Source organism: Thioalkalivibrio sp. ALJ7 (genome assembly GCF_000376865.1).
GTDB lineage: Bacteria > Pseudomonadota > Gammaproteobacteria > Ectothiorhodospirales > Ectothiorhodospiraceae > Thioalkalivibrio.
The window spans coordinates 253,216-275,797 of the sequence record NZ_AQXQ01000011.1 but is presented as its reverse complement, the minus strand read 5'-3'; the positions used below and the strand labels follow the sequence as shown (position 1 = coordinate 275,797).

Genomic DNA, 22,582 nt, shown 5'->3' with positions numbered 1-22,582 from the left:
TGCTCGTGCAAAGAAGTCACCAAGAAACACGCCCGACTGCCGCGACCCCGGCCCGCTTCGCGGGCCGGGGCTTCCCTCGCTCCGAGGGTTTTCGCGGGCGGCGCTGAACTCGCTGCGCCTTCGGCTCCGCTCAGACATCCAGCGCCTCTGATCCCGCGAAAACCCTCTCCACTCGGCGCGACGACAACGGGGAGGCAGGTCCAAACAACGGCTATCCCAGCGATATAGCTAGTAGATGATGGCTAGGCTTTCGGACATCTTGGGCACGCTCGGCCTTTGGCCGTTGCGTGCCGCGCCCGCAAGCGGGCGCTGGGGGCTTGCAGGCGGCAGGGCCGTTGTTGTGTCGCGGGGTCGGAATACCTCCTGTCTTGACCTTCCTCCCCCGTATGGAGCCCCTTGCGGAAGGGTTCTCGGGCCGGGAGAAGGCGCTGGATGTCTGAGCGTAGCGAGTTCAGCGCCGCCGGCCCGAGAACCCTGGAGCAAGGTTCCCGGGCGAAATCCGGGTGCCCTTCTTTGGGTCCTTTCTTGGGCAAGCAAGAAAGGACCTCGCGGCGCGCTGGCGAGTCAGCGCTCGGCAGTATGCGGACCGGAGGCACCGTAAACGCCCGAGGACGAACCAGGACCAGCCATCACGAGGCAGGCGGCGAACCGAAGGCACCGTAAACACGGAGCCCAATCCAAGACCAGCCACAATAAGGCAGGCGGCTGGGCGAAGCCACCCACCCGCACGCCGCAACACGCCAAGGTGATAGTCTTGGCGCCCGCTACAATACTCGCTCGCGACCGGAACTCGAATGGCACTGCTCACCCTGCGCAACATCCACCTGGCCTACGGCATGGCTGCCCTGCTCGACGGCGTCAACATGAGCCTGGAACCAGGCGAGCGCGTGGCCGTCGCCGGCCGCAACGGCGAGGGCAAATCCACCCTGCTCAAGGTGATCAACGGCGATGCCCAAGCCGATTCCGGCGAACTCACTCGCCAGGACGGGCTGACCACTGCCTATCTGACCCAGGAACTACCACCTGGGATCGAAGGAACGGTGTTTGATGTCGTCGCCGAAGGGTTGGGCGAGGCCGGCCGCCTACTGGAGCGCTTTCACCATCTCAGCCAGGCCGCCGCGGCCGGCGATATGGAGGCCCTGGACAAAATGGGGCCCGTGCAATCGCAACTGGACGCGATCGATGGCTGGAGCCTGCAGAACCGGGTCGAGACGACGATCTCGCGTCTGAGCCTGGATCCCGAGGCTCAGTTCGCGGCGCTGTCTGGCGGTCTCAAGCGCCGCGTCTGGCTGGCACGCGAACTGGTGCAGCGACCGCAACTCCTGCTGCTGGACGAACCCACCAACCACCTGGATGTGGCCGCTATCCGATGGCTGGAAGAGTTCCTGGTCGAGAGCGGACTGACGGTGGTGTTCATCAGCCATGACCGGCAGTTCATGGAAAGCGTCGCCACCCGCATCCTGGAACTGGATCGCGGCCAGATCTACGAACACCCACCGACCATCGAGGCGTTCCGTCAGCGTCAGGCCGAACGCCTGGAGACCGAGGCCACCCAGCGTGCCGAGTTCGACCGCAAGCTGGCACAGGAAGAAAACTGGGTACGCCAGGGCATCAAGGCGCGGCGCACTCGCAACGAAGGCCGCGTTCGTGCACTGCAGGCGCTGCGCCGCAAACGCGCAGAACGCCGCGAACGCAGTGGCCAGGTCAAGATGAAGCTAAGCCCCGAACAACGATCAGGGCGTCTGGTGATCGAGGCCGAGCACGCGGACTTTGGCTACGACCACCCGATCGTTCGGGACGTGAATCTGTTGCTGCAACGCGGAGATGCCCTGGGCATTGTCGGTCCAAACGGCGCGGGCAAGACCACTTTACTGCGGGGACTACTCGGTCAGTTGGAGCCACTCGCGGGAAGCGTCAAGCTGGGCACCCAGCTGGAGATCGCCTACTTCGATCAAGCCCGGGCCCGCCTGGACGAAGCCACTACAGTGCAGGACGCAGTTAGCGAAGGACGCGACCGTGTGATGGTCAATGGCGAGAGCCGCCACATCCTTTCCTACCTGGAAGACTTCTTGTTTCCGCCGGCACGAGCGCGACAACCGGTATCGGCGCTGTCCGGGGGCGAGCGCAACCGTCTGCTGTTGGCCAAGCTCTTCCTGCGCCCGGCGAACCTGCTGGTACTGGACGAGCCCACCAACGACCTGGACGTCGAGACCCTCGAGCTCCTGGAACAGCTACTGATCGAATACACGGGTACCGTGATTGTGGTCAGCCACGATCGTTCGTTCCTGGACAACGTCGCGACGTCCACCCTCGTGCTGCCCGGGGACGGCACGGTCGAGGAGTTCGTCGGCGGCTGGACCGACCTACCGGAACGGGTCACCCGACGCCTACTGGAGAGCGAAGCAGGCCGAACCACCGAGGCCCCGCCTGACGCCGCCAAAGAGGCGCCAGCCAACCCGCCACCGGCCGCGCCGGAACCGGCTGCACCACGCAAGTTATCCTACAAGGACGCGCGCGAGCTGGAGGCCCTGCCAGCACACATCGAGAGCCTTGAGGGAGAGCAGGTCAGCCTGACCACCGCCATGACCGAACCGGAGACACTGCGCGACGGGGAGCGCATGCGCAAACTGCAAGCGCGGCTCGAAGAAGTGGAGTCGGAATTGGCAGTCTGCTATGAACGCTGGGAGCAACTGGAATCCGACTGATGCATCACGCGTCACCACGTACACGAAGCGCCAACAGCACAGAACGTCAGCGGACGGCTCAACTCTCGCCACCGGCTGCCGTAACAGGGGTAGAACAAGCACCTTCCAGGCACGAGGTCCGCAAGACCGCGGCCGTATTTGCGAAGCGCCGACTGAACAGGCGCGCTGAAGGAGTCATCGCATGTTGGACAAATTCTCCATTCGGGGACTGCTGATCGCCGGCTTCGGGCTGGTCGTCGCGATCCTGATTATCAATTCCTTGCTCTCCCTGCGCGCCCTGAATGTTGGGAGCCAAGGGGTCGCCGAGCTTACTCAGTCCGATTATCCAGCCGTGGCCCGGGTCAATCAGGTCGAACAGTTGCTACAGGAGAGTGCCGCCTCGCTCGGCTTCTATCTGATGAGCGAGGAAGCCGAGCACCGCGATGCCTGGCTGCACGCCATGGAACAACTGGATCAGGCAATGAGCGCGCTGAGCCAGGATCCTGTTGTTGAGGGCTCCGAGGAACTGAGCCAGTCGGCCAGACGGGTACGCGCCAGTATCGATGCCTTTACCTCCCAGCAAGACCGCATGATCGAGATTGCGGAAGACGTGTCCGAGAACATGCCGGCTCAGGGCGTAGCCAACGCCCGAGCCAACCCGGCGACGATCCAGATGACCCAGTTGACCAGCACAATGATCAACGAGGAAATGGCGCGTCCGCGCTTCCAACGCTCCTTCGAGCGCCTGGACGAGTTCTACACCCTACGCACCAACCTGCTGCAGATTACGTCCAACCTGCGAGGCTTCATCGCCTTCCGGGATTCTTCCTTTGAGCAGAACCTGCGCCTGTACCTGGGTCAGACCCATGACGTACTCGCACGCCTGACCGAACAGATGGAAGAGCTCGATTTCGAACAGCAGATCGCGGTCGAGGATTTCGAGGGCCTCCTGAACACGTTGGATGACGCCATCCAGGAGATCGTGGAAATCCACGGCAGCGAGCGTGCCTTGCAGGATGCCTATCTGATCCGCACCGAAGTCGGCCCGGTTATTTTCGAGGCTCGCGACGAACTGCGTGGGCTCAGCGAGCGCATCACCGAACGCGCCGAACAGTCTGCCAGCGGCCTGACGGCGACCATGGGCGCCACCCAGACCACCCAGGCAGTGCTGGCCCTGATTGGTGTCATCCTGGGTGTCGCCGGTGCTGTGTTCATTATCCTGGTCGTGCGGCGCGCCCTGGCCCACTCTACGGCGGCGCTCGAGGAGATCGCCGACGGCGATGGCGACCTGAGCCGCCGCCTGGACGAGAACGGGCTGATCGAGACCGCGCAGCTAGGCCGTGCCTTTAACCGCTTCACCGACAAGATCGCCCAGGCCATCGGTCATGCGCGCGGCAGCACCGAGACGCTCAACCGCGCCACCGAGAACCTGAACCAGGAGGCCTACGGGGCCCGTGAAGCGGTCTCGCGCCAGCGCGACGAAACCGAGCGCGTCGCCACCGCGATCAACGAACTGCAAAGCAGCGCCGAGGAGATCGCACGCAACACCGACGCGACCTCCCAGGCCGGCCAGGAAGCCGGGGATGCGGTGAACAACGGCTCCGAAGTCATGGAGAAGAACGTCGAATCCATGGCCTCGCTGCTCGGCACCGTCGAGGAGGCCGCCGGCACCGTCTCCAAGCTGGGCGAGGACTCCAAGCAAATCGGGACCATCCTCGAGGTGATCCGCGGCGTGGCCGAGCAGACCAACCTGCTGGCCCTGAACGCCGCCATCGAGGCCGCCCGCGCCGGCGAGCATGGCCGTGGCTTCGCGGTGGTCGCCGACGAGGTCCGCAAGCTGGCCACCCGCACACAGGAATCCACCGACGAGATCGAGACCATGATCTCGCGCCTGCAGACCGCCACGACCAGTGCCGTGAAGGCCATGGAACAGGGTCAGGAAGAGGCCGAAATGACCATGGAGCATACCGCCGAGGTCAACGGTGCTCTACAGCAGATCCGCCAGTCGGTCACCACCATTGTGGAAATGACCGAGCAAATCGCGGTCGCCTCGCGTCAGCAGAGCACGGTGGTCGAGGACATCAACCGAAACATCGTGCAGATCTCCGACGGAGCGGATCAGTCGGCTAACACCGCCGACCGCGTCAGTGCCGCCTCCGACGAGCTCAAGCAGGTGGAAAAGGAGATCCAGCAGGCCCTGGCCCAGTTCCGACTCTGATCCGGGCTACGGGCTACAGCCCACGGGCTTCCAGCCAGACCTGGGCGGCGCGGCGCAGCCTGCGGGTGACGCCGCGCCGCCCGGACACCCCGAGCTCGCGGGCCAGCCGCGGCCAGTCGACAGGCGCGGCCAGGCTCGCCGCCAACAGGCGGCCTTCCGGATCGGCCGGCGGGGCCGCCTCCAGCTGCCGCAGCAAGGCCGGCAACGCCCACTCCAGCGGCCGCGCACGGCGTGCAAAGGCTCGGACCTCCACGAGATCGGTGGCCGGGTCGGCCGCCACCAGCGAACGGGGCGTTTCCTCGAGGCCCGCACCCACCATGGCAGCGGTGGGTGCGGGCAGGAAGCGTGAGTGCCAGACCGGCCAGTCGCGCCGGAAGGCGCGCTGAATCGACCGCAGATCGGAGGCCGTGGCCGGACGGAGTGCGCGCAGGACCACGCCGCTGACCTGACCACTGGCCGCGTCCGGCTGGATGCCCACGCGCACCAGGTCGTAGCCCGCCCGCTGCCAGAGCCGCAGCAACGCGGGCTGCAGCCCGAAGCTCGCGCCCAGCAACACCACCCCTTCGGCAACGGCCCGATCCGGGATCGCCCGCAACAGGCGGCCACCCAGTCCCCGCCCCTGCCAGCGCGGATGTACCGCGATACGCTGGATGCGCCACACGCGCTGCGCTGCCAGTTCGTAGCCCCCCAGGGCAGCCAGCGTGCAGGGCAGAAACTGGCCCTGAGGACGGCGCTCGCCCGCCCACACCCCCTCGGCCAGGGCCGGCTCGAGGCCAGGTTCCTCCTGAATCAGTACGACGCCGAACAGCGCCCCGTCCGTTACGCCCTCCAGGCACAGTACGCGCACGCCGGGATCCTCCAGCCAGCGCAGCAGATCGGACGGACGGGTACGGTAGTGCGCATCCGCCAGCAGGCCCGTCACGGCCTCCAGAGTCTGCGGCAAGTTCGCCAGGGCCGCCCCGATCGTCCAGCGCAGGCGGACGGCCTGCGCGGCCGGGGTCGTGCTTTCCGCCTCCAGCAGGAACAGCCGATTGAGCCAGTCTTCCAGCGGATCTCCCGGCGCCCAGCGCACCGGGGTCGCCATGGCCTGCACGCGCACCCGGAAACCCGCCGCCTCCAGGGTCGGCAGCGCGCGCAGACGGAAGCCCTGTCCGCTACCCTCGAACCCACCCGTCGTGGTCGACAACACCAGGCGGCGGGCGCGCCGGGCCAGACGCAACAGGCGTTCCACCGGCAAGTTCGCCGCCTCGTCGATGATCAGGGTATCCACGGGCTCGGGCGCCACCAGCAACCCGTCGGGTGCCCGGTAGAGGTGTTCCGGCGTGTCGATCCACTGGCGGGCACGCGCCAGCAGGGCGTCCACGGCTCGCGGACTCGGGGCCGTCAACGTGATCGCGGGCCCGCCGTGTCGGAGTGTGCCGCCGAGGAACTCGCCCAGGAGGGTCGACTTGCCGCGACCGCGCGGGGCGATCAGCGCCAGGCATTCGTCGGCCCCAGGATGTGCGAGACGATCCAGCGCCGCAGCCTGATCCGGCGTCCACGCAAAGGCGGGTGCCGGACGGGCCGGCACCTCGGGCAACCCCTCCGCCAATGCGGGCGCCTGAATCCAGGGTTCGGCCAGTGCCGCCCGCCAGCGCCGGGCGAATGCGCCATCACCGGTCACACCGCCGAGGATCACCAGGACACCACCGCCCCGCAACAACCCGGCCGCCGTGACCAGTGCGTCCACGTGGAGCGGGTCCCCGGCCTCGAACACCAGGGCCTGCACTTCGCGCCCCAGCCAGTGTCCGGCCTGTGCGGGCGCCACGTGCGGCAGGCCGTCGGGCACGTGCTGCCCCACCCAGAGCACCGGCCCTCGGGCTGCCGCGGTCCGGAGCCAGGCCGCGGCGGCCTGCCGGGCCGCCGGGTCGGCCGGTAGTCGGTAGAGCGAACGGGCCTCCATCTCAGCATCTCACCGGGGTCGAAGGTTGCATGGAAAAAGCGGGCTTGCGAGGGCGCAAACGGCATCTGGTCACACTGGCGCGACGAAAGTCCAGCGCACTGCCCGCGTTTCCAGGTGAATCCGTCCTCAAGTTTTCCCACCCGCAGCCGTACAAGTTTTTGCGAAGAGCAGAGAAATATCTGTACAGATCCTGTACAGTGTGAACGAATTCACGGAAAGGTAACGACGATGACCACCATAGCGCTGCCCGAACGCCTGCGCATCGACACCGCGACGGCCTGCTGGCAGGAGCTGCGCGTGGCGCTGGATGCCGGCGAGGGCCTTCAGGTGGACGCGGCGGGCGTGGCCGATATCGACGCCGCCGGTGTACAGGTGCTGCTGATGGCGCGCCATACCGCGAAATGCCATGCGCAAGTCTTTTCAATCGACGGCGCAAGCGCTGTCTTCGCACAAGCCTTCCAGGCGCTCGGCGTGGACGGGACCGTTGCCAGTACGGGGCAGGAACACGATACCGATTCAGGAGAAAACAATGGCTAAGGTTCTGGTGGTGGACGATTCCGCCTCGATGCGCCAGATGGTCGCATTCACCCTCAAGCAGGCCGGACACGAGGTCACCGAGGGGCGCGACGGCAACGACGGGCTGAGCAAGGCCCAGGGGACGAAGGCGGACCTGGTGATCACCGACGTAAACATGCCGGGCATGGACGGGCTGCAGCTGACCCGTGAGCTGCGCAAGTTGGGGGACTACAAGTTCACCCCCATCCTGGTGCTGACCACCGAGGCCGGGCCGGAGAAGAAGCAGGAAGGCAAGGCAGCCGGCGCCACCGGCTGGCTAGTCAAGCCGTTCGACCCCGACCAGCTAATGAACACCGTGAACCGGGTGCTGCGCTAGTCATGTCGATCGACATGGCCCAGTTCGTCGATGCCTTTCTCGAAGAGAGTTTCGAGGGGCTGGAGCGCATGGAGACCGAACTCCTGGCGCTCGACGGCGGCGATCCGGAGACGCTGAACACGATCTTCCGCTGCGCCCATTCGATCAAGGGTGGGGCTGGGACCTTCGGGTTCGGTGCGATCTCCGAGTTCACCCACGGCGTCGAGACGCTTCTGGACCGGATGCGCAACGGCGAACAGGAGGCCGCGCCGGAGACCGTGAACCTGCTGCTGCGCGCGGTGGACACCCTGCGCGCCCAGCTGCATGCCGCCCGCGACGGCGGCGAGGCCGATGCCGCCGAAGTGGCCGAGGTGCGCACCCTGATCGAGGCCCATCTGGGGGATGTCCCGCCCGCGGACGGCTCCATGAGCGGTGGCGGGGCCGGCAATGGTGGCGGCTCTGATGGCGACGAGTCGGGCGGTGGCTCCGGCCCGAACGGCTGGCGGATCCGTTTCACTCCCCACGCCGACCTGATGCGCACCGGGAACGACCCGCTCCGCATGTTCGAGGTACTGGAAGAACTGGGTCGGCTGGCCATTCACTGCGAAACCGACCGGCTGCCGGTCAGCGCGGAGGCCTTCGATCCGGAGGACTGCTACCTGGCCTGGACCCTCGAACTGGAGGGCGACGCGAGCCGTGACCAGATCGAGGAAGTCTTCGAATGGGTCGAGGACGAATGCGATCTGATCATCGAACCTCTCGAGGCAGGCGCCGACACACCGCGCCAATCACCCGAACCGGAGCCCGAGGGCCCCGCCGCCACGGACGACACCAGACCAGAGCCTGCACAAAAGGCGAGCGGAGGCGGCAACCGCAACGCGGAATCCAGCTCCATGCGGGTGAATACCGGCAAGATCGACGCCCTGATCGACATGGTGGGCGAGCTGGTGATCACCCAGTCCATGTTGACGGACATCAGCGAGCAGCTCGAGGAGGACCCGTCGCAGGTGGCGGCGCAAATCGAGCGCCTGCGCAACGGCCTGGCCGACCTGGAACGCAACACGCGCGAGCTGCAGGAGAGCGTCATGGGCATCCGTATGGTGCCCATCGCACAGATCTTCAACCGCTTCCCCCGCCTGGTGCATGACATCTCGGGGCAGCTCGGCAAGCAGATCGAACTGACCCTGAAGGGCGAATACACCGAGATCGACAAGACGGTGATGGAGCACCTGGGCGATCCGCTGGTGCACCTGGTGCGCAACGCAGTGGATCACGGCATCGAGATGCCCGACGAGCGCGCGGCGGCGGGTAAGCCGGAGACCGGCCAGGTCAGCCTGGAGGCCTACCACCGCGGCGGCAACGTAGTCATCGAGATCCGCGACGACGGCAAGGGCATGGATGCCGACCGCATCCTGGCCAAGGCCCGTGACGCCGGGATCGTCGGCGCCAATCAACCACTGGACCGCCACGAGATCCTGCAACTGATTTTCGAACCGGGGCTGTCCACCGCGGACCAGGTCAGCGATCTGTCCGGCCGCGGCGTCGGCATGGACGTGGTGAAGAAGAATATCCGCGGCCTTGGCGGGAACATCGAACTGGAATCCGAGCCCGGCAAGGGTTCGCGCCTGACCATTCGCCTGCCGCTGACGCTGTCGATCATGGACGGCCAGCTGCTGAAGATCGGCGACGAGACCTTCGTGATCCCGCTGATCGCGATCGTCGAGTCGCTGCAGACCCTCCCGGAAAGCGTCAAGCAGGCCTTCGGCAAACTACCGCTGTACCGGCTGCGGGACGAATACATCCCCATCGTCGACCTGGCCGCGCTGTTCGGCCGGGCCGAGCCCAGCCCGCTGCCGGAGCGCGCTCTGCTGGTGGTGGCCGAGGCAGACGACCAGCGCGTGGCCCTGCGAGTGGATGACCTGCTCGGTCAGCAGCAGGTGGTGATCAAGACGCTGGAAACCAATTTCCGCAAGGTCCCCGGCACCGCCGGCGCGACCATCCTCGGAGACGGCCAGGTGGCCCTGATCCTGGATGTCGCCGGGATCGCGCGAATGGCCGCCGGTCGCGATACCCGCGCGGCCTGACAAGGAGCCAAAAAGCATGGCAAACGACGCAACACAAAGCATCCAGGACCCGGCCGCCGCCGGCGAGGACCAGTACCTGACCTTCATCCTGGCCGAGGAGGAATACGGCGTGGACATCCTGCGGGTGCAGGAGATCAAGGGCTGGGAACGCCCCACTCCTCTGCCCAACACCCCGGACTACATCCGGGGCGTGATCAACGTACGCGGCATGATCGTGCCGATCATCGACATGCGGCGGCGCTTCGGCATGGAGCCGATGGAATACGGACCAACCACCGTGGTGATCATGCTGCGAGTGATCAACGACGACCGTGAACGCGTGATGGGCATGGTCGTGGACGCCGTCTCCGAGGTGTACAGCATCCCGGATGGCGACCTGCAGCCTGCCCCCGATTTCGGCACACGGATCGGGATCGACTTCGTGCGAGGCCTCGCCACCGTGGAAGAACAGATGATCCTGGTGCTGGACATCGACACCCTGCTGGGGCCGGGGCTGATCGCCTCCGCCGATGCCATCGAGGCGGGTGCCACGGCGTAACGCCGGCGGCCGAACGAGACGATGCGGACGATTGCGGTGATCAACCAGAAGGGCGGGGTCGGCAAGACTACTGTGACCCTGAACCTGTCACACGCCCTAGCCCTCGCCGGGCAGCGCGTGCTGGCGATCGATGCCGATCCGCAGGGCCACCTGAGCATGGCATTCGGCCTGGAAGACCCGGCCGGGCTCGACCGGGTGATGCATGGCGACGCACGTCTGGAAGACGCCTTCAGCGAGGCCGGGAATGGGCTGCAGATCGTCGCCGCCGGCCAGCACCTGCAAGAAGTGGAGAACCTCGAAACCGGTGGTGCCGAACGCGGCTGGCGGCTGCAGCGCGCCCTGGAGCCGCTGCGCCACAAGTTCGACTTCGTGCTGATCGATTGCCCGCCCTCGGCCGGACTGCTGGGGATGAACGCGATCATCGCCGCAGACGAAGTACTGATCCCGGTGGCCGGGGACTTCCTGTCCCTGAACGGGCTCTCGCGACTGATGCGCATCCTGCAGGGGATCGAACAACGCCTGGGGCAGTACCGCAAGAAGTGGATCGTGCTGTCGCGTTTTGTGGAGCAGCGCCGGCATGCCCGCGAAGTGCGCGAACGAATCGAAAAACACTTTGCGGACCAGCTATTGCCCACCGCGATCCGGGAGACGGTCGTGCTAGCCGAAAGCCCGAGCTTCGGGCAGACGATTTTCGAGTACCAGCCGCGCCACCGTGCGGCCGCGGACTTCCAGCAACTGGCCGCCGACCTGGTCGCGGCCGGCGCACAAACCAACACCCGCCCGACGGCGGCACACGCCTGAGCCGCGAGCCAGGGAGAACACGGGCCATGACCACACGCAAACGCAACAAGCTGGGCAACGACCCGCTGGGCTGGATGAACCCATCCGGCACGGCCCGCGAATCGGGCTCCGACGAGGCCTCGAGCGAGCGCCCGGCTTCGGACGAAGCCGCCCCCGAACCCCGGTCCGGCCCGAAAACCGAGACGCCGAAAACCAACAAACCCGCCCGCCGCCGCACCTCGGCCGCGCGCCATACGAACAAGCCAAGCGAGGACACCCCCATGGCCGCCAATCCGCAAACCGACGCCGCAGAAATCGACCCGAACGAGATGATGGACGGCCGCTTCATGCGTGCCGCCTGCGAGGGTTCGCAAATGGCGGTGATGATGTGCGACGACGACATGAACATCATCTACGCCAACGAGGCGGTCGTCAGCCTGCTGCGCAAACGCCGCCACATTCTGCAGCAGCACTTCCCGAGCTTCGATCCGGACAACCTCGTGGGACAGTCGATCGACCAGTTCCACAAGGATCCGTCGCATCAGCGCGCCATCCTGTCGAACCCGGCACGCATGCCCTACACCGCCGAGATCGAGGTCGGTGGACTCGAATTCAAGCTGCAGGCGTCCGGGATCACCGATGACGACGGCAGGATCATCGGCAGCATGGTCGAGTGGCAAGACGTGACGGAATGGAACGAGGCGGACCGCGAGCGCGCACGCTTTGCGGCCGCGATCAACGGCGCCTCTTCCTCGCTCATGATGTGTGACGAGAACATGACCATCACATTCTCCAACGCCGCCCTGACCGCGATGTTCCAGAAACACCGCGAGGCCTTCACCAAGGCGTTTCCAGGCTTCGACCCATACAACATGGTGGGCCAGTCGATTGACCAGTTTCACTCGGTCCCGTCGCATCAGCATTCCATCCTGAAGGACCCGTCCAGGCTGCCGTACGAAACCGAAATCAGCCTGGGCGACCTGCGCTTCTGGATTAACGCGACCGCGATCATCGACGACGAAGGCAATTACGCCGGCAACATGCTGGAGTGGCGGGATGTCACCGAGATGCGAACCGCAGAGGCCGAGATCGACGCACTGATCCGCGACGCCGCAAGCGGCAAGCTGGGTGAACGTCTCGAGGCCGAGCGCTACAGCGGGTTCACCCAAAGCGTCGCGGAAAGCGTCAACGAACTGCTAGATGCTGTCGTGCCCCCCGTTCGGGAGGGATCCCGCGTCATGCAGGCCATGGCGGAAGGGGATCTGAGCGTCCGCATGGAAGGCGAATTCCGCGGCGAGTTCGGCGAGTTCCGCGACGCCATCCATACCTCGCTGGACAACCTCGACCAGCTGGTCGGGCAGATCCTCGAGGGCGCCGGCAACGTTCGCTCGGCCTCGGCCGAGATCGCTCAGGGCAATACCGACCTGTCCCAGCGCACCGAGGAACAGGCCTCCTCGCTGGAGGAGACCGCCTCGTCAATGGAAGAGATGACCTCCACGGTCAAGTCCAACGCGGACAACGCCCGCCAGGCCAATCAGCTCGCCAGCGCCGCGCGCGACAAGGCCCAGGAAGGGGGCGAGGTGGTCGACAAGGCCGTGACCGCGATGGGCGACATCAACCAGTCGTCGAAAAAGATCGCCGACATCATCGGTGTCATCGACGAGATCGCCTTCCAGACCAATCTGCTGGCACTCAATGCTGCCGTCGAGGCTGCACGAGCCGGGGAACAGGGCCGCGGCTTTGCCGTGGTCGCCACCGAGGTCCGCAACCTGGCCCAGCGCAGCGCCCAGGCCGCCAAGGAGATCAAGACCCTGATCAACGACTCGGTGGAACGCATCGGCGAAGGCTCAAAGCTGGTCGACAACTCCGGCAAGGCGCTGGAAGAGATTGTCGACTCGGTGAAGAAGGTCAGCGACATCATCGCCGAGATCGCCGCGGCCAGCGAAGAGCAGTCCACCGGGCTCGACGAGATCAACAAGGCCGTGACTCAGCTCGACGAGGTTACCCAGCAGAATGCGGCCCTGGTCGAAGAGGCTGCGGCCGCCAGCGAATCGCTGGACGACCAATCCCGCGAGCTGCTGGACATGATGAGCTTCTTCAAGAGCGAGCAGGCGACCGCCGCCCGCCAGGTGATGCAGAAGCCGAAGGCCAGTGGCAGTGCATCACAACAATCCAAAGGCCCAGGCGCCCTGAAACGCCCGGCTTCGGCCGGCGGCAATGCGCCCGCCCGCCCAGCCCCGGCGCCTTCGCGCCAGGAGTCCAGCGAAGAATGGGAGGAGTTCTGAGTGGGGGAGCGATGCTAGATGGCCGCCTCCGAGCGCCTGACCGAACGCGATTTCCGGCGTGTTGCACAACTGACCCAGGAGCGCACCGGGATCATGCTGAACGCGAGCAAGCACGAGCTGGTCTTCAGCCGGCTCTCGCGTCGGCTTCGGGTGCTCGGCATGGACTCCTTCGAGCATTACCTGGATCGAGTGGAGGACGGCGACGAGGGTGAGGCCGAGGAGTTCATCAACGCGCTGACCACCAACCTCACCGCCTTCTTCCGCGAGGCCCATCACTTCGAGATGCTGGCCGGTCCTGTGCTGGACGAACTGGGGCGACTGCCACGCACGGGCCCCCTCAAGGTCTGGTCCGCCGGCTGCTCCACGGGCGAGGAGCCCTACTCGATTGCGATGACCCTGGCCGAGGCCCTGCCGTCACCGGATGACGTGCGCATCCTGGCCACCGATATTGACTCGCGCGTTGTGGCCCATGCCGATGCCGGTGTGTATGACGCCAACCGGGTCACCGGCATCCCGAGTGGACGCCAACAGCGCTGGTTGCTGCGCGGGAAGGGCGCCAACGAGGGCAAGGTCAAGATCCGTGACGAACTGCGCTCGATGGTCCACTTCCGCCAGCTGAACCTGTTCGACCCATGGCCGATCAAGGGGCCGCTGGACGTGATCTTCTGCCGCAACACGCTGATCTATTTCGACAAGCCGACCCAGAAGCAGTTGGTGGAGCGGTTTGCGAAGGTCCTGCGTCCGGAGGGTTACCTCGTCATCGGGCATTCCGAGTCGCTGTTTCGCGTGACAGAGGAATTCCGCTTGCTGGAACAGACCGTGTACCGGAGGGCCGCCTGATGTCTGCCCTGCCGGCGCTGCACGATCATGCCTTCGCACATATCAACCGCTACTGGGATCGCCTGCACGCAGCCCCGGCGGCCAAATTGTTGCCGGGAGAGGCCTACGTATCCGTCGCCCCGACCGAGCTGATCACCACCGTACTGGGCTCCTGCGTATCGGCCTGCGTCTGGTCACCGAGTACGGGTATCGGGGGTATGAACCACTTCATGCTGCCCGATGGCGACCGCGATCGCGGTTGGGGACCGGTTACCTCCAGCGCTACGCGCTACGGAACCTATGCGATGGAGTTTCTGATCAACGAACTGCTCAAGCTCGGTGCGCCGCGCGACGATCTGCATATCAAGGTGTTCGGCGGTGGCCGGGTCATGGCCGGCATGAGCGACGTCGGCGCGCGCAACATCGCCTTCATGCGGCAGTTCCTGCGCGACGAGGGACTAACCCTGGTCGCCGAAGACGTAGGTGGCCCCTGGCCCCGCAAGGTGGTGTTCTTTCCCGCCTCGGGACGGGCGCGGGTGAAGAAGCTTGTATCGCTACATAACAACACCCTGCTCGAACGCGAGCAGGACTACCGTCGCCGTCTGGAGAATGATCCGGTGGCCGGCGACGTGGAGCTGTTCTAGATGACCAACCGATCGCCCGTGCGGGTCCTGGTGGTGGATGACTCCGCCCTGATCCGGAAACTGCTGACCGAGATCCTGTCCGCGGATCCCGGCATCGAAGTGGTCGGGGCCGCCATCGACCCGTTCGATGCGCGCGAGAAGATCAAGCAGCTGGATCCGGATGTGCTGACCCTGGATGTCGAGATGCCAAAGATGGACGGCATCACCTTCCTGCGCAATCTGATGCGGCTGCGCCCGATGCCGGTGGTCATGGTTTCCTCCCTGACCGAGGCGGGCGCCGAAGTCACCCTGGAGGCGCTGGAGGTCGGGGCGGTGGACTTTGTCACCAAACCGAAGGTGGACGTCTCGCACGCCCTGCAGGAATACAGCGACGTACTGATCGAAAAGATCCGCTCGGCAGCCCGTATCCGTCTGCAGGCCCGTAGCGCCACGCCGGCGGCACCCCGGCGCCTGGCCAGCGCAGGCAGTCGCCTGAAGACCACCGACCGCGTGATCGTGCTCGGCGCCTCCACCGGCGGCACCGAGGCCCTGCGCGAGGTCCTGGTGGCATTACCCCCGGATGCGCCCGGCATCCTGATCACCCAGCACATCCCGGCCGGCTTCAGTCAGGCCTTCGCCGAACGCATGGACCGCAACACCGCGCTCTCGGTGAAGGAGGCCGAGGATGGCGATATCGTAATGCCGGGGCACGCCTATGTGGCGCCCGGGACCGACTACCACCTGCGTCTGGCGCGGGATGGCGCCCGCTACGTCTGCCGCCTGGACACCACCGCTGCGGTCAATCGTCACCGACCGAGCGTGGACGTACTGTTCCGCTCCGCGGCAGAACAGGCAGGGGCCAACGTGGTCGCCGCCCTGCTGACCGGCATGGGCGACGACGGTGCGGAGGGTCTGCTCGCCCTGCGCGAGGCGGGCGCCCACACCATTGCCCAGGACGAGGCCACCAGCCTTGTCTGGGGTATGCCGGGCGAGGCCGTCAAGCGCGACGCGGCGGTGCAGGTGTTGCCCTTGTCCGGTATCGCCGCGGCCCTTATCCGCGATCACCGCACCCAAGCCACCACCGGCGAATAGGAGCCAATCGTTATGGAAAATCCGCTGTCCAGACTGGCTGACATTCGCACCCAGATCGGGCTCGTGATCGTACTGATCGCCCTGTTGCTTCTAGCCACGGTTGCCTTTGCCCTGCGCTCACCGCCTCTTTTGGTACTGGCTCCGCTGGCGCTCACCGTGCTGGCGGGCCTCCTCGGCGTGGGGCTCTACCGGCGCCTTCAGGAAGAACAGGCCGCGAGCGAGCAGCAATCGCTCCGGTCCACCGCAACAAGCGGCGGAGCCGAACTCTCGGACGAGCTGGAACAGGCAATGAATTTCGAGCTGGAGCAACTGGAGGCCGAGATCGGCCGCCAGCGCGGCCTGATCGCGGAGGCGGTGCAGCAGCTGGGCACCAGCTTCAACGAGATGCACGAGATCACCGAACGCCAGATGCATTTGATGTCCGACAACATCGGCGACGAGGGCGGCGGTGGCTGGACTCAGACGCAGGTGATTACCGAACTCACCCAGAAGTCCGATCAGACCCTGCAGATGTTCATCGACACCCTGGTTCAGATCTCCCGTCAGAGTGTCGAGAGCGCGCACCACATGGAAGACATGAGTGAACACATGGACGGGGTCTTCAAACTACTGGACAGTGCGGGCGAGATCGCCGGACAGACCAACCTGCTGGCCCTGAACGCGAGTATCGAGGCGGCCCGCGCGGGCGAGGCCGGGCGCGGCTTCTCGGTCGTAGCCGAAGAGGTCCGTTCGCTATCCCAGCGCTCGGCCACCTTCCACGACGACATCCGCAAGCAAATCGACCGGGCTCGCGATTCCATCCGCAAGGTCCATGGCACGGTGCACGACATGGCCTCGCGCGACATGAACGACAGCATGAGTGAGAAAGAACGGATTACCCAGCTATTTGCCTATGCGCAGCGCGCCAGCGACGATCTGGACCAGCGCCTCCGCGAGGAGGCCGAACTGAGCGAGCGCATGAACCAGGCAGTCTCCACCGCAGTACGCTCCCTCCAGTTCGAGGACATTGCACGCCAGTCCCTGGGCACCGCGGAGGAGGCCCTGAATCACCTGCAAGAGCTGCAGGCCATCCTGCACGAGGCGCACTCCACCGAGGATGCCCGGGCCATGGCCGAGCGCGTACGTGACTGGCGCGCACGCCGCCAGGAGTCCTACCACCGGGCCGTCGATCAGCAGGACATGGGCGCCGGCGACGTGGAATTGTTTTAACGCCGCAGCGTCGAACCCCCAGTCACCCGGTACAGGACCTTCGGGACATCTGTCCGGGTCATGGCCTGATCCGCATCCAACTAGAAGGGGCAACACCCCCACCACAACACCAGGAACCGAACATGAGCATCGAACAGCACGTGTCCGACGATCAAAAGGAAGTCCGCATCCGCGTCCGGGGACGCTTCGATTTCGAGCAACACCAGGCCTTCCGTGCCGCCTACCGCGAAACCGCGGGGACCGGCGTACGCTATGTCGTTGATCTCTCGCAGACCGAGTACATGGACAGCTCCGCGCTGGGCATGCTGCTGCTGTTGCGCGAACATGCCGGGGGGGAGTTTTCCGACATCACCATTGCCGGTGCCTCGGAAGGCGTGCGCAAGGTGCTGGACATCGCGAACTTCGGGCGCCTGTTCCGTATCGCCTAGTTCATGGATATCCCCGAGCCTTCAAATTCGTCGCGTTCCGCATCCTCGGAAGACCTGATTTCTGGGGAAGGTTCGGTACTGATCGTCGACGACGATCCGCACAATCGCCGGCTGCTGCGCATGATGCTGGCCGGTTCCGGCTACCGGACTCGCGAGGCCAATACTGGACAACAGGCTGTTGACGCCTGCCGCGAGGCCCTGCCCGACCTGGTCCTGATGGACGTGATGATGCCGGAGCTCGACGGCTACCAGGCAACCCGCCTTATCAAGGCTGAGAGTGGCGAACAGTTCGTACCGATCATCTTCCTCACCGCAATGGACGACGAGAACTCGCTGTTGCGCGGGATCGAATCCGGGGGTGATGACTTTCTCAGCAAGCCACTGAACCTGGCCATCCTGAAGGCCAAGATCCATGCGATGGAACGTCTGCGCGATCTCCACACCGGGCTGCGCGAGCGCAACGAGAAACTGCTGCGCGCCCAGGCCCGCCAGGCCTGGGAGGAGGAAACCGCCGAAGGGCTTTTCTCCCGCGCGATCACCCGCCGCAACCAGGGCCTGGAACGCCTGAACGTCTACCATTGTGCGGCCAGCACCTTCAGCGGCGATGTGGTGCTGTCCGGCTTCACCCCCGATGGCGGCATGCGCGTGCTGGTTGGTGACTTCACCGGGCATGGCCTGAGTGCCGCGATCGGCACCTACCCGGTCAGCGAGACCTTCCATTCGTTGACCGCCGAGGGCGTGGATGACCAGGAGCTACTGCACACGCTCAACCACGTGTTGCACGACTTCCTGCCTCCTTCAATGTTTATGGGTGCGGTCCTGGCCACATTCGCCCCGGACGGTGGCAGTGTGCGCCTGTGGAATGGCGGCATGCCCGACGGCTGGCTATGCAATACGCGCGAAAGCCGCGCAAGGCGAATCCAATCTCAGGCGATGCCTCTGGGCATCCTGAAGCAACTGGACCTGGATACCGCTCCCCGCCCGTTCGAACTCAACCCCGGCGACTGGCTGGCGCTCGTCAGTGACGGGGTGCTCGAAGCCACCAACCGCGACGCCACGGCCTTTGGCGAAGACGCGATCCACCAGCACTGTCAGGCCTGCGACTCCGCCGCCAGTGCCTACGATCGTATTCGGCAAGCACTCGATCAGCACCGTGACGACCAGATACCGGGCGACGATATGACGCTGGTGACCATCGACTGCAGTCCCGGCGTGGTCTCCGAAAGCAACCCTCCACAGGTGAGCGCTGTCCGCGGGACACGGCGCTGGTCCCTGGAGGTCAGTGACCGGCAACTGGCCACCACCGACCTGGTTAAAGCCGCCCGCGATCAACTGCAGGCATGGTTCCCGGATTTGGGGGGCGGCCATGCCGAGGCACTGCAAACGGTAATCGCCGAGCTGTACAACAACGCCTTCGAACATGGCGTCCTGCGCCTGGACTCGGGCATGAAAGGGACGGTCGAGGGCTTCGAACAGTACTACCACGAGCGCAACGAGGCCCTGCGAGACATCCGCGGACGCATCGGCATTTCCCTGCGCCACCGCCCCATGGAGGGCCAGCACTGCATCCGCATCCGCGTGCGCGACAGTGGCCCTGGATTCGACTACGAACAGGTGCAGGAAGCGATTGAAGGTGGCGGCGAGAACCGGCTCTGGGGGCGCGGGCTGAAACTGGTGTCCCGCCTGTGCCAAAACGTCCGCCACCTCGGCAGCGGCAATCTGGTCGAAGCCGACTACCGTTGGCGGGACATGCCCGAGCACAAGGGGGATATCTCCGTATGACCTATACGCTGGAGTCCGGGAAAAGCCCCGCCCCGATCGATCTGGTCAACGCCCTGAGCGAGGCGATCCTGTTTCTCGACGCTCAGGGGCGGGTGTGGTACGCCAACCCGGCCGCCGAGCGGTTGTTCGGGGCGACCACATGCAGCCTGGACGAACGCGACCTGGGCACCCTGATGTCGCCGGTCGACCCCGCGCTCGACCTGCAAGAACGCCTGAAGACCGCTACCCGAGCCGAGGCCTGGGTACCCCGGCGCGATCCGGTGACCGTCCAGCGCGACGACGGCACTTCACGGACCGCACTGCTCGACATCGGCCTATGCCGACAGGCACAGGCCTCCTGGCGTTTTGCAGTGCTGCGCGAACAGCGCGCGGACCGTCCGCATGCCGCACCGGAACCCGAGGAACACCTGCGCGAGGCCATCGATCTTTTGACCCATCAGGTGCAGGAACGCATGCGGGCCGAACAAGCCCTGCAGGACAGCCACCAGCGGCTGCTGACCGCGCAGCGAGTCGCGCGCATCGGCCATTGGGACCTGGACACTGCAACCGACCAGATCCAGTTGTCGGCCGAGGCCAGCGCACTGTTCGGCCGGGGCGACCGGCCGCAAACCCTGACCCGAGAGGACCTGCTGGAAAACACTCACGCGGATGATCGGGCGGCGCTCTCCTTTGCACTGCTGCGCCTGACCAATGGCGAGACGAACCGTTTCTCGATCCGCCACCGGCTGATCCTGCCGGATGGAGCGGAGCGCTACATGCTCGCGGAGGGCGAACGATCCGACGACCAGCCCAACCGCATCCTCGGCATCCACCAGGACCTGACCGAACGCCAGCGCACCGAGCACGCCCTGTTCCAGCTGGTGAATTTCGACGCCCTGACCGGCCTGCCCAACCGCACGGGCCTGCGAACCCGGCTGCGGGCCACGCTGGACGAGGCGGATCGCCAGGACGAGTCGCTCGCGGTCCTGTTACTGGACATCGACCGCTTTACCTCGATCAACAGCACGCTGGGACACGACGCGGGCGACACCCTGCTGCGCGCCTTCGCCGATCGTCTGCAAAACCGCCTGCAACCACGCGACACCCTGGCACGCCTGGCCGCCGATGAATTCGCCGTCGTCCTCACCGGGGTGGACGACCTCGACCAGGCGCGCGAACGCGTGCGCGAACTGCAACAGCACTGCTCCGAACCCTTCGCCATAGGCCATGGACAACATGTCGCGACCAGCAGCGTGGGCGTAAGCCTGTTTCCCCAGGATGCCCGGGGCAAGGACGACCTGCTGCGCCACGCGACCAGCGCCCTGCACGAGGCCAAGAATGCTGGCGGGAACACATTCCGGTTCTTCACCGAGGAGCTGAACGCCCAGGCACGAGCGCAAATGGAACTGGAGCAAGGCCTGCGCACAGCCCTGCGCGAAGGCCAGTTCGAACTTCACTATCAACCCCAGTTGGCCCTCCAGGATGGTGGACGCGTGGGCGTGGAGGCACTGGTCCGCTGGCGGCACCCGCAGCACGGCATGATCTCCCCGGGCGATTTCATTCCACTGGCCGAGGCGACCGGCTTGATCGTGCCGATCGGGGATTGGGTGCTGCGTACCGCCACACGCCAGTTGGCGGATTGGGATCGCCATGGCCTGCCGCCACTGCGCCTGGCAGTCAATCTCTCCGCACGGCAGTTCGCCGATCCGAACCTGCCGGAACGCATCCTGGAAACGCTGGGGGCGGCAGGGGTCGAGCCCTCGCGACTGGAGGTCGAGATCACCGAGAGTGTGCTGGTCGAGGACATCGATGCGACCGCGGCGATGCTCCGGCGCCTGGTACAGCTTGGAGTATCCATTGCCATCGACGACTTCGGCACCGGCCAGTCGTCACTGCGCTACCTCCGACGGCTGCCACTAACCACGCTCAAGATCGACCGCGAATTCACCTGGGGCATTGGCAACGATCCCGACGACGAGGCCATCACCCGCGCCATCATCGGGCTCGCCCAAACCCTGAAGTTGCGCGTACTGGCCGAGGGCGTAGAGACGGCTCAGCAGCACGACTTCCTGCGCGAAATGGGCTGCGACGAGGTCCAGGGCTTCCTGCTCGGCCGCCCCATGCCCGCCTCCGACCTCGAACGCCAGTGGCACGAACGCCCCCCGCATGCCGGGGTAGACCTCCTTGATTCACCACGAAGCGCATGAAGGCACGAAGAAAGGCCACGTTAAAAGCGTTTTCACCACGGAGGGCACGGAGAAAACCGGGGATGATCTTGTAGCGGGTAGGAGCTGATGAGCGCCGCGAATCGCATCCTGCCCGCTGAAAATTTGTCGCCTTTCTCCGTGCCCTCTGTGGTTCAACCGCCCTTGCCCTTCTTCGTGCCTTCGTGCGCTTCGTGGTAGACAATTCAGATGTTCGAAATCTTGAAGGAGAGCAACATGCAGGATGGCCGTTTTGGTTCGGCGCTCGTGACCGGGAATTCCAGCGGGCTCGGCCTTGGGCTGACCCGAGTCCTACTGGAACAGGGCGCCCAGGTCCGCGGCATGAGTCGGCGCGGCTGCCCGGAGGCCGGGATCAGCGCAGACGAACGCGTGGACCTGAACGACTTCGATGCCACTGGTGCCGCGATGGAACGGCTGCTGGAAGGCGTCGAGGCACTGGACCTGGTCGTGCTCAATGCCGGGCTGCTGGGTCATATGCAGCGCATGCAGGACGCGTCGATGGATGAACTGCGCCTGCTGATGGATGTGAACACCTTCGCCAACAAGGTCATCCTGGATACCCTGCTGAAACGCAATGTCCAGGTGGGCCAGATCATCGCGATCTCCTCCGGCGCATCGGTCTCCGGGCATGCCGGTTGGAGCGGGTACTCGCTGTCCAAGGCCGCGCTGAACATGATGATGCAGCTCTACGCCCACGAATTTCCGGACGAGACAGCCATCAATGCCTTCGCCCCCGGCCTGGTCGATACGGCCATGCAGGATTACCTCTGCGACGAGGCCGACCGCGAAAGCTTCCCGGTCCTCCAGCGCCTGAAGGCCGCACGCGGGACCCAGGACATGCCCACCCCGGAGGACGCCGCCCGCACCATCCTCGACGTCCTGCCCCGCCTGCACCACACCACCCGCGGCAGCTTCGTCGACATCCGCCAGCTCTGATCTGTCGCCCCTTTTTGTCACCACGAAGCGCACGAAGGCACGAAGAAGGGCAAGGGCAATCGCACCACAGAGGACACGGAGGTCACA

Annotated in this window: 16 protein-coding genes and 3 pseudogenes; 18 read left to right on the top strand and 1 reads right to left on the bottom strand. The window is 65.5% G+C overall.

Annotated features, from left to right (window positions below; all coding sequences use genetic code 11):
* Window positions 1–235: 235 nt before the first annotated feature.
* From D002_RS13960 to D002_RS0107570, 3 genes and pseudogenes are all read left to right on the top strand, one after another.
* Window positions 236–440 (top strand): annotated as a pseudogene (locus tag D002_RS13960) (hypothetical protein).
* Window positions 441–794: 354 nt separating this feature from the next.
* A complete protein-coding gene (locus D002_RS0107575) occupies window positions 795–2,705 on the top strand; it encodes an ATP-binding cassette domain-containing protein (protein ID WP_018141312.1) in 1,911 nt (636 codons plus the stop codon).
* A gap of 181 nt (window positions 2,706–2,886) precedes the next feature.
* On the top strand, window positions 2,887–4,902 hold the full coding sequence (locus D002_RS0107570; protein WP_018141311.1) for a methyl-accepting chemotaxis protein: 2,016 nt from the start codon (window positions 2,887–2,889) through the stop codon (window positions 4,900–4,902).
* Between the two features lie 13 nt (window positions 4,903–4,915).
* On the opposite strand, the gene D002_RS0107565 is transcribed toward D002_RS0107570, so the two are convergent.
* Window positions 4,916–6,844: a GNAT family N-acetyltransferase gene (locus tag D002_RS0107565; protein ID WP_018141310.1), complete on the bottom strand. Its 1,929-nt coding sequence runs from the start codon at window positions 6,842–6,844 to the stop codon at window positions 4,916–4,918.
* Between the two features lie 228 nt (window positions 6,845–7,072).
* Here D002_RS0107565 and D002_RS0107560 point away from each other — a divergent pair, with 228 nt between their 5' ends.
* The 15 genes and pseudogenes from D002_RS0107560 (at window position 7,073) to D002_RS0107495 (ending at window position 22,495) form a co-directional block, all read left to right on the top strand.
* Window positions 7,073–7,381 carry an STAS domain-containing protein gene (locus tag D002_RS0107560; RefSeq protein ID WP_018141309.1) on the top strand — a complete coding sequence of 103 codons (309 nt, stop codon included), beginning with the start codon at window positions 7,073–7,075 and terminating at the stop codon, window positions 7,379–7,381.
* Window positions 7,374–7,736, top strand: coding sequence for a response regulator (locus D002_RS0107555; protein ID WP_018141308.1), 363 nt, complete (start codon window positions 7,374–7,376; stop codon window positions 7,734–7,736). Before D002_RS0107560 ends, D002_RS0107555 begins: the two co-directional genes overlap by 8 nt.
* 2 nt (window positions 7,737–7,738) lie before the next feature.
* Window positions 7,739–8,132 (top strand): annotated as a pseudogene (locus D002_RS13955) (Hpt domain-containing protein); the annotation flags it as partial.
* A 65-nt stretch (window positions 8,133–8,197) separates the two neighbouring features.
* Window positions 8,198–9,799: pseudogene (locus D002_RS0107550) on the top strand (chemotaxis protein CheA); the annotation flags it as partial.
* A gap of 16 nt (window positions 9,800–9,815) precedes the next feature.
* Entirely contained in the window at window positions 9,816–10,337 is a 522-nt protein-coding gene (locus tag D002_RS0107545; protein WP_018141306.1) for a chemotaxis protein CheW, read from the top strand.
* 21 nt (window positions 10,338–10,358) lie between these two features.
* Window positions 10,359–11,138 carry a ParA family protein gene (locus D002_RS0107540; RefSeq protein WP_018141305.1) on the top strand — a complete coding sequence of 260 codons (780 nt, stop codon included), beginning with the start codon at window positions 10,359–10,361 and terminating at the stop codon, window positions 11,136–11,138.
* 26 nt (window positions 11,139–11,164) lie between these two features.
* The gene (locus D002_RS0107535) at window positions 11,165–13,402 is read left to right on the top strand and encodes a methyl-accepting chemotaxis protein (RefSeq protein WP_018141304.1); all 2,238 of its coding nucleotides are present in this window, start codon (window positions 11,165–11,167) and stop codon (window positions 13,400–13,402) included.
* An 18-nt stretch (window positions 13,403–13,420) separates the two neighbouring features.
* Window positions 13,421–14,242: a protein-glutamate O-methyltransferase CheR gene (locus D002_RS0107530; RefSeq protein WP_018141303.1), complete on the top strand. Its 822-nt coding sequence runs from the start codon at window positions 13,421–13,423 to the stop codon at window positions 14,240–14,242.
* Window positions 14,242–14,865: a chemoreceptor glutamine deamidase CheD gene (gene cheD, locus D002_RS0107525; RefSeq protein ID WP_018141302.1), complete on the top strand. Its 624-nt coding sequence runs from the start codon at window positions 14,242–14,244 to the stop codon at window positions 14,863–14,865. Before D002_RS0107530 ends, cheD begins: the two co-directional genes overlap by 1 nt.
* The gene (locus D002_RS0107520; protein ID WP_018141301.1) at window positions 14,866–15,936 is read left to right on the top strand and encodes a chemotaxis response regulator protein-glutamate methylesterase; all 1,071 of its coding nucleotides are present in this window, start codon (window positions 14,866–14,868) and stop codon (window positions 15,934–15,936) included.
* 12 nt (window positions 15,937–15,948) lie between these two features.
* Window positions 15,949–17,145: a methyl-accepting chemotaxis protein gene (locus tag D002_RS0107515; protein ID WP_018141300.1), complete on the top strand. Its 1,197-nt coding sequence runs from the start codon at window positions 15,949–15,951 to the stop codon at window positions 17,143–17,145.
* Between the two features lie 122 nt (window positions 17,146–17,267).
* Window positions 17,268–17,573: an STAS domain-containing protein gene (locus D002_RS0107510; RefSeq protein WP_018141299.1), complete on the top strand. Its 306-nt coding sequence runs from the start codon at window positions 17,268–17,270 to the stop codon at window positions 17,571–17,573.
* 3 nt (window positions 17,574–17,576) lie between these two features.
* Window positions 17,577–19,355, top strand: a complete 1,779-nt coding sequence (locus D002_RS0107505; RefSeq protein WP_018141298.1) for a SpoIIE family protein phosphatase — start codon at window positions 17,577–17,579, stop codon at window positions 19,353–19,355.
* Complete coding sequence (locus tag D002_RS0107500; protein WP_018141297.1) at window positions 19,352–21,541, top strand: bifunctional diguanylate cyclase/phosphodiesterase; 2,190 nt, start codon at window positions 19,352–19,354, stop codon at window positions 21,539–21,541. The genes D002_RS0107505 and D002_RS0107500 overlap by 4 nt, the downstream gene beginning before the upstream one ends.
* A gap of 234 nt (window positions 21,542–21,775) precedes the next feature.
* The gene (locus D002_RS0107495) at window positions 21,776–22,495 is read left to right on the top strand and encodes an SDR family NAD(P)-dependent oxidoreductase (RefSeq protein WP_018141296.1); all 720 of its coding nucleotides are present in this window, start codon (window positions 21,776–21,778) and stop codon (window positions 22,493–22,495) included.
* The last annotated feature ends 87 nt before the right edge of the window (window positions 22,496–22,582 follow it).